This window comes from Chryseobacterium antibioticum (assembly GCF_012927325.1).
GTDB classification, from domain to species: domain Bacteria; phylum Bacteroidota; class Bacteroidia; order Flavobacteriales; family Weeksellaceae; genus Chryseobacterium; species Chryseobacterium antibioticum.
In genome coordinates this window covers 110,938-118,102 of sequence record NZ_JABBGI010000019.1, presented here as the reverse complement: position 1 = coordinate 118,102, position 7,165 = coordinate 110,938, and the positions used below count along the sequence as shown (strand labels likewise).

Annotated in this window: 7 protein-coding genes and 1 pseudogene; 3 read left to right on the top strand and 5 right to left on the bottom strand. The window is 35.6% G+C overall.

What is annotated here, in order from left to right:
- Positions 1 to 119, top strand: a pseudogene (locus HHL23_RS22555) (IS5/IS1182 family transposase); the annotation flags it as partial.
- On the opposite strand, the gene HHL23_RS15435 reads toward HHL23_RS22555, so the two are convergent.
- The 5 genes from HHL23_RS15435 to HHL23_RS15415 form a co-directional block, all read right to left on the bottom strand.
- Positions 116 to 934, bottom strand: a complete 819-nt coding sequence (locus tag HHL23_RS15435; RefSeq protein WP_169235688.1) for an AAA family ATPase — start codon at positions 932 to 934, stop codon at positions 116 to 118. The pseudogene HHL23_RS22555 and the gene HHL23_RS15435 sit on opposite strands and share 4 nt — an antisense overlap.
- A gap of 80 nt (positions 935 to 1,014) precedes the next feature.
- The gene (locus HHL23_RS15430) at positions 1,015 to 1,761 is read right to left on the bottom strand and encodes a nucleotidyltransferase domain-containing protein (RefSeq protein WP_169235687.1); all 747 of its coding nucleotides are present in this window, start codon (positions 1,759 to 1,761) and stop codon (positions 1,015 to 1,017) included.
- Between the two features lie 264 nt (positions 1,762 to 2,025).
- Positions 2,026 to 2,163, bottom strand: coding sequence for a hypothetical protein (locus HHL23_RS15425; RefSeq protein ID WP_169235686.1), 138 nt, complete (start codon positions 2,161 to 2,163; stop codon positions 2,026 to 2,028).
- Between the two features lie 307 nt (positions 2,164 to 2,470).
- Positions 2,471 to 3,490, bottom strand: coding sequence for a helix-turn-helix transcriptional regulator (locus tag HHL23_RS15420; protein ID WP_169235685.1), 1,020 nt, complete (start codon positions 3,488 to 3,490; stop codon positions 2,471 to 2,473).
- Positions 3,491 to 3,647: 157 nt separating this feature from the next.
- Positions 3,648 to 3,980 carry a HopJ type III effector protein gene (locus HHL23_RS15415; RefSeq protein WP_169235684.1) on the bottom strand — a complete coding sequence of 111 codons (333 nt, stop codon included), beginning with the start codon at positions 3,978 to 3,980 and terminating at the stop codon, positions 3,648 to 3,650.
- A 153-nt stretch (positions 3,981 to 4,133) separates the two neighbouring features.
- On the opposite strand from HHL23_RS15415, the gene HHL23_RS15410 reads away from it, so the two are divergent.
- Together HHL23_RS15410 and HHL23_RS15405 are read left to right on the top strand one after the other, a co-directional pair.
- The gene (locus tag HHL23_RS15410; RefSeq protein ID WP_169235691.1) at positions 4,134 to 5,516 is read left to right on the top strand and encodes an RtcB family protein; all 1,383 of its coding nucleotides are present in this window, start codon (positions 4,134 to 4,136) and stop codon (positions 5,514 to 5,516) included.
- A gap of 404 nt (positions 5,517 to 5,920) precedes the next feature.
- A complete protein-coding gene (locus HHL23_RS15405) occupies positions 5,921 to 7,165 on the top strand; it encodes a hypothetical protein (RefSeq protein ID WP_169235683.1) in 1,245 nt (414 codons plus the stop codon).

Sequence of the window (7,165 nt, the reverse complement as noted above, 5' to 3'; positions counted from 1 at the left end):
ATAGTTTTCGATCATTGCTTAATCGTTTTGACACAACAGTATCGAGTTGGAAGTCTTTTAATTATATCGCTTTTATGGTTATAGCTCTGAACAAATTTTATAAATCTAAAAAAGTTTAAATGACCTCAACTCTTAAATCTTTTATATCAAGAAATTTCTTAGCATTCTTTAAAAATGGTTCAAAGTGTGTCTTATATTTATCATCTAAAGTAGAATCCATATTGGATATTGCATCATTAATGTCAAAAAAATCGGCAGAAGATTCTTTATGTTCTTTATTGAAATATTGAGTAGTCATTTCTGATAAAGCTCTTTTACCATTTCCATTTGTTTCGGAACTTGAGACATTTCTTTTCGCATGAATGACTTGAAAATTTATTAAGTTTTTTATTGATGAAATATCTTTCTTAACTAAATTTCCTCTGTTTGCAAGTTCTAAATCACTCTCATTTTCAAAAACATATATGTTTTTATTAATTAAATAATCTGACAAATTCTTTTCAATAAATTTCTCCCTACTAACTTTTGGTTTAGATAAATCTTTGATTAATCTATCTTTATCAATTGAGCATTCAAATAGAATTTTAACAATATTTGTAGTAGGATCTAGGTCCAAAATAAAATCAGATATGTTCTCTAAAGAATCTGTTATATCATATTTTATCTCAAGGATCATTTGAATAGATAAATCTTCAATAACTGTATTCTCATCTATCTTGAAAATTTTATCTCTTAATGATGTAGAAAAATCATAGAAATTAAATTTATAATTTTCATTTCGATAAAACTTATCAAAAAGCATTATAAACGATGTTTTTCCACTGTTATTTCTGCCAATCAAAAGAGATAATTCTTGTTTTTTATCTTCGTCTAGTAAAAGAGTCGTATCTTTTAGTAGTCGAAAATTTTTAATTCTGATTTTGCTTATATACATGGTTTTAGTTTAAAAATGAAATTTAACAAATATATTTCCAATTCATAAAAAAAGATTACGGCTTCCCGTAACCTTTTAATCTACATCAATATCTTCCTAAATACCCTCTCCATCTCACCTTTATCGGATTTTCCCCCTCTAAGGTTTTTAGACCTCTCTTCATTTTCCAAAACGGTCTTCTCCAAAAATCCAAAAAGTTCCCAATCATTCGGGTGGTAGTAGGATTCTCCTTTGGTCGCTTTTAAAGTGATAAGATCCTCTATTTTAGTTTTTGTATAGTCATCAACTAAAACCAGCAATTCGCTGAACAAAACAGGGGGAACCGTTCCTTTTTCGATGATCCATTTTCCGGTTAGTGCAGTTCTTAAGCAGTAAAAATAACTTTTCAGTTTCACTTCATCACTTCTGCAGGCTTCCAGGTATTTTTTACTCATGCTCAAATAGTGGTAAGAAACCGCTACCGGAGAAAAACAGGCATCTGCCAGGGGAGTGAACAATTCCACAAACTTCTCATTTTTTTTGTAAACGATAGGCGAGTAAAACCAGCTCAATAACGCCGCATTCGATTTCAGCAAAAGATGAAAAGTCTTTCGAAGATCCCATCCGGAACCATCCAGATCGTCCTCTGTCATGAATTCTATCGTCTCGTCTTTATCCCATGGAGAAAGATACCAATCTTTTTCATGTCTGTAGATAAAACGTATATCATAATCACTATCCGGAGATGCAAAACCCCAGGCTCTGCTTCCGGATTCTACGGCCAATAGGACTTCTATTCCGCGCTCTGCCTCTATTTCTTTTATTTTTTCTAGTATTTTTGGTGTCATTGTATTCAATTTGAATGCAAAGTAAAAACAGTAGTGCGCAGTGTTTTTGCGTAGAGTTTCGAATTTGAGAATGGGCACGTTTTGAGTATCAGTTTCGGGGTGAAGTTAAATGTATGATTGGGTTTTAATCGCAGGTAGGTAAAGTTTAAAGATAAAATCCTTGCGCATTTGCGATTCAAGCGTTAAATATAATTCAAAAAAAGAGGCAATACACATGAGTGATTGCCTCTTTTCAATAAAATTAAATTCTAACTACTTATAGGTTTAAGCACTAATCTGCTTGGGTCCTTTTCCTTTATCTTCTTCTTTTTTATCTAATCGCTCAGATATTTTTTTTACGATATACTCTATCGCAATAGGGGCTATAATGGCAATCAATGCTTTAAATATTCTTGATTTCATAGTAAGATTTTTTAATGTGCAGATTAATACAATTTCTGAGCCATTTTGAAATTTTCTTTGCAGATCGGTGTTTTAGAGGAGGTGATACTTTATTATAACATTCTAGTGGTGTATAGAACCACCCCGTCAAAAATTCTTTGAATTTTCGCCACCCCTCCACAGGAGGGGAATTCTGCTCCTACAACTTCCAGTCATCATTAAAATCGTAGATTTTCAAAGAAACTTAAGTGATCTTCTTTCAGAAACCCTGTTACTTAAAAATAACTAAAGTGTTTAAAAACTTTTGTCCCTTTTGGGGCAAAAAATATCAGTGTTCATCAGGAATATCCAGTTTCTCATAGTTTTTAAATCCGGCACTAAACTTCTCCTGTACTCGTAACCTTAGTTTTCTAGGCTTGTGAACGATCAGAGACTCTCCAAAACCAAGCAGCAGTCTTTCCAGTTCAAAATTGATTTGTACACAAATCTTAAATAACGTCCCTTCCTCCGTTTCATGGATAATCTCCTGACTTTTATGAAGCGGTTTTGTTTTTACATACGGAGCATTGTGGGAGTCTACAAAGAAAATAACATTCCTCGGAGCCATCGTATCCGAAACCGTAACACCCACAATATCTTTGAAATATTCATCACCATCCAGATCCTGATCAATATACGGAACATTTTCCTCGGGGTCAATGCTTTCCATACGGTCCAGGGCTAAATTATACATTTTCCCTTTATGTTGGCAGATCAGGAACCAACGGTTGTTAAATTCCTTCAATAATTGAGGATGAACCACATAATTGCTGGATTCTTTGGCGGTAAAACTTCGGTAGAGGATCTTCAGAACTTTTTTGTTGGAGATACTTTCGTAAAGAATGTCGATATGTTCAAGACCTTTCAACTGTTCATTTTTATCCAGATGAATAATGGATTTCTGACCCGTAGAATGGATGGAATCTTCCAGTTTTTGAATCACCCCGTTCATCTCTTTGAACATGGAAAAATCCTTGAACTGCTTCAGGATCTGAACGGCATTATTCATCGCTTTCAGATCACTTTCATTTACCGAGATATTGTGGATGCTGTATTCAGAGTCGCTGTATCGGTAGTATTTCCTTTCGTATACTTCAATCGGTGCTTCATACCCGAATTTTTCACTTCGCATATTTTGAAGGTCAAGCTGAACGGTTCTCCTGCTTACATAAGATTCTTTTCCTTCAAATTCAAACAGGGCATCAGAACACGCATCGATAAGATCTTCCAGCGTGTACTTCCGGTATTTGTTCTTAAGGCATTTGTCTAATGTTTTGTAGCGGATGAGTGCATTTTTATTGGATGACATGGTTTTGTGATTTTTTGGTGAACGATGGTGAATGATGAATGATGAATGATGAATGGTGAATGATGAATGGTGAATTTTGCTTCGCAAGTCGATTTTTAATTGTTTTCAAATTGACCATTCACTTGCGAAGCAAAATTCACTATTGACCTAACAGCAATTATTTCTCTTTCAACGCTTCTCCCTCAAAAGAAACTCCATCCCATCCGTATTCCATAAAGTTTCTGATGTTCTGGTGGTCTGTTCCTTCAGGATTTTTTAGAACGTCTTCTCTGTAAAACTCTCCGAAAAGTGGAAGTACTTGCTCTTTTGCAAGTTCCTGAAGCTTTGCAAAACTGAAAACCTTACATGAACCGTTGTTCTGGCCGGCTTCATTCACTGTATTTCCGTTTTTAAATTCTGTAGGAGTGAAATCATAATGTTCGTCAATATAGGCAATAACCTCTTTGAACTGAATGGTTTCAGGATTGTTTTTGAGTTGTTCTAATAACATATTTTTTTAATTTTAATCGTTGGATAAGGATAGATAGGGAATTCTGCCTTTTCGGTTTTCTTCCTTTCTACAAAAATAATTAAAATAATTTTATCTACGCAGAATTATTGCGCACTTGTGTTATTACTTTGCATTATCAAAATGAAAAAACAAATGGAATTTAACGGAAATCACCTGATTGAATTAGGATACAGACCAGCCAAATGGTTTAAAGATGCCATTACACATATCAACGAAAATAATCTGGATGAAGTTCAGATCAAAGAATATCTGGATCAGTTTAAGCAGCCTGATATTATTCCGCTTCATGATATCGCGAAAGATTTTATCATCAACATCAGAGCTGAGCATGAAAGTGAAGTGGATAACGTAGAAAAAGTGATCAATACGATGAAAGTCTTAATGAAAACCCCTACGCTGACTACCGGTGCTTTAATGCCGGATGCCTGTCCTACAGGACCGGAAGGTTTGATTCCGGTAGGTGGAGTCGTTGTAGCTAAAAATGCAATTCACCCTGGATTTCATAGCGCAGATATCTGTTGTTCTGTGATGCTTACGGATTTCGGAGACGCCGATCCTAAGGAAGTATTGGATGCTGCTCACTCTGTGACGCATTTTGGATACGGAGGAAGACCAAGAGGTGAGCAGATGCCGATGTCTCAGGAACTGATGGATGCATTCAGAGAAAACTACTTCTTAAATGATGAAAAACTGATCAGCATCGCCCGTTCTCATATGGGAACTCAGGGAGACGGAAACCATTTCTTGTTCGTTGGAAAGTCCAAAAATACCGGAAATACCATGTTGATTACCCATCACGGATCAAGAGCTCCCGGTGCTGCCCTTTATGATAAAGGAATGAAGGTTGCCAACCGTTTCAGACAGGATATTTCTCCTGAAACTTTGAGAGAAAATGCATGGATCCCTTTCGATACGGAAGAAGGACGGGCCTATTGGGAAGCCCTTCAGCTAATCAGAACATGGACTAAGGAAAACCATACGAATATTCATGATGCGGTTTTAAACAAACTTGGTGCTGAAAAGCAGGATAGATACTGGAACGAACATAACTTCGTTTTCAAAGATGGTGATTTGTTTTATCATGCGAAAGGAGCTACTCCGCTGGATGATAAATTTATGCCGGATATCACTGGACCAAGACTGATCCCATTGAATATGTCAGAACCCGTTTTGATCGTTCAGGGAAAAACTAACGAAAGAAACCTTGGATTTGCCCCTCACGGAGCCGGAAGAAATTTCAGCAGAACACAGCATAAAAAATCATTGGCCCATAAAACGGTTGAAGAAATCTTCGATGAAGAAACCAAAGGACTGGATATCCGTTTCTTTTCCAATGAAATTGATATCTCCGAACTGCCAACCGCTTATAAAAGTGCTAAAAACGTAAGAGCGCAGATTGAAGAATACGGACTTTGTGAAGTCCTGGATGAGGTGTTGCCTTACGGATGTATCATGGCAGGTGATGTGGGTAAAAATGCACCCTGGAAGAAAAAGAAGAAATTCAGAAAAGCATAATTCTTCAAAATCTGATTATAACGATGCCTAAACCTTATAGGTTTCTAAAATCTATAAGGTTTATATTCTCAATGATGATTAACCTATAAAAAAGGTTTATAAAATAATCAATAGTAATGGGGCAGTAGCTCAGATGGTAGAGCAGTGATCACTTTCCGCTATTGGCAGACAAAGTTCCTATTGTATGGGTCACCGGTTCGATTCCTTTCTGCTCCACAATACTGATGAAAAATACTTATATTTGAATACCATTGAGGTGTTTTCATCAGTAAAAAAATAATAAGGCATAAAGAGTTCCTATAATTGGTAATTACTCTCCGCTTTTTCTCAGAATAATAGGTAAAAGGAGTTCCTATATTGTTTCTTTAAAAACCATACTCCTCACTTATTTAATTTTTATCAAGATGAAAACACTTCAATTATTTAATGCCGTACTAGCCAAAAAAACTGATAGTACACCCTTTATTTCTGACACAGGTTTTGTGATCGAAGCAGATGCTGTTTGGGCTAAAGACCAGATCATTAAATTTTATAGAAAGGAAAAATTAAACGGAAATGATCTGAACAAGACCTTTCATAAATCCTGGCAGAAAATAAAAGAGAGTACCAGAATAGAGTTGTTCATCGAGCAGCTTAAACATTATATTTCTACGTATGGAAGCCATTTTCAGGATCAAATTTATATTCCTGATGAAATATTGAATGTTCCTAATGCAAAACTGGTTTTCAAAGTAATTAAGGCGTATTCTGCAGAAGAAATGACTGAGAAATGTCTTTCACTGCTGAAATCAGGAATTGCCCTGAATGAACAAACAATTAATGATCTGCTTTCTGTTTTAACGAAAGAGCTGAATTATACTTTTACAGGAGCAGAAAATATCAGAAACAAAGAAGCTATTGTCAAAATAGCAGATCTATATCAGGTTTATCCCGTGAATCCCGTAGAATTTTTCAGATACGTGATTTATAAAACGACGGATACGACACTTTTAATTAAAAATGAAGAGTTGATCAAAGCGATTAAAGAAAGCAAATTCAATCCATCCTCTTTGTTTGAAAAATATGGACTGGAAAGACTTGCTCAGATTTTCAACAGATTCAAACCGTTGTTTTTAGCGTATAAAAAAAGATCATCTAAAACCATCAATAAAATATCAAAACTGTCGAAAATCCATCATCAGCCATTGGTTTCCAATCCTCTGAATGAAGCAACGCATACACTGCTGGAAAAAAATGACCTGCACTGGCTGGATCATGCAACTCCTTTTGCTTTGTTTAAAGCATTATCTGCCTGTTATTTAAGAATGTATGGTCAGGATACGTTTGTTTATAGAATCAGAAATGGAAAATCCTGGGTGAAAACCGGAAAGGCAGGGACGGTAGGTGAAAAGAACTATGATTTTATAATGAATTATTTAAAATCAAGATTTGATCTTTCCGGAAAGAAGTTCTATTTCCCTGAACATGTAGAATTCGGATTGCCGACGTCTGAAAAAATGTTTGTAGGAAACATTCCTGCCGGAACAAGATTCCTGGGTGAAAAACTGGCTGTCGGGATTTATTGGGAAGATGGATGGGGAGCCAATGATCTTGATCTTTCGGGATTGAATATAGGAGGAAAAACAGGTTGGAATGCAGCCTATAATTAG